Origin of the sequence: Hallella faecis (genome assembly GCF_018789675.1) — a bacterium.
Classification (GTDB): Bacteria; Bacteroidota; Bacteroidia; order Bacteroidales; family Bacteroidaceae; genus Prevotella; species Prevotella faecis.
This window is the reverse complement of sequence record NZ_JAHKBE010000147.1, coordinates 1-728: the sequence shown is the minus strand read 5'-3', so window position 1 is coordinate 728 and position 728 is coordinate 1. Positions and strand designations below refer to the sequence as shown.

At 47.4% G+C, this 728-nt stretch carries 1 protein-coding gene; it reads left to right on the top strand.

The genetic code is table 11. From position 1 onward, the window contains the following. Nucleotides 1–728: IS4 family transposase (locus tag KM934_RS12890; protein WP_215761034.1), on the top strand; the 728-nt coding region annotated here is incomplete at both ends.

The window sequence follows — 728 nt, the reverse complement described above, 5'->3', positions numbered from 1 at the left end:
AAATTATAACGGTCACAATCTCCGCATGCATAAAAAGGGGAAAACTCCAGGCTGTGTCTCTAATGGTGAGACAGGCTGTTTCCTCCATCCTACACTTGCGGTTGATCCGGAGACCTTTACTCCTTATGGCTTCACTCATATACATTTGTGGAACCGTGAAGAGGGAAATCCCGGATGCCGTGAGCGCAAATACAAGAAACTGCCGGCGGAGTTGAAAGAATCATACCGTTGGAGCGAATCCATAGACAAGACCGCAGACCTTATAGGAGAAGACGTATTGATAACAATGCTTAGTGACCGCGAGTCAGATGTTTATGAGGTGTTGAAGCGTGGCAAAAACAACGTCAAGCTAATCGTGCGCTCAAACCAAGACCGTCGTATAAAAGGCTCAGAATGTAGGTTGCATGAATTTATGTTATCCGTTTCACCGTCCGGTCAGTACGAATTTCACCTTCCTGCCTCACACGGGCGCAAGGCCAGAACGGCAAAGATGGAAGTGCGTTTCGCGGAAGTTTGTTTGGAGCGTCCAGCAGGCAGTCCGAAATCGGCAGATGCCAATATTGTATACAATTGCATAAAGGTGTCTGAGGCTCAGGGAACCGTACCTGAAAGAGAAGATCCCATAGAATGGGTGCTTCTGACAAATCATGAAGTCTCGAATGTGGAACAGGCTCTACAGTGCGTCTCTTGGTACAGATGCCGCTGGTTTATAGAGGAATTGTTCAGAC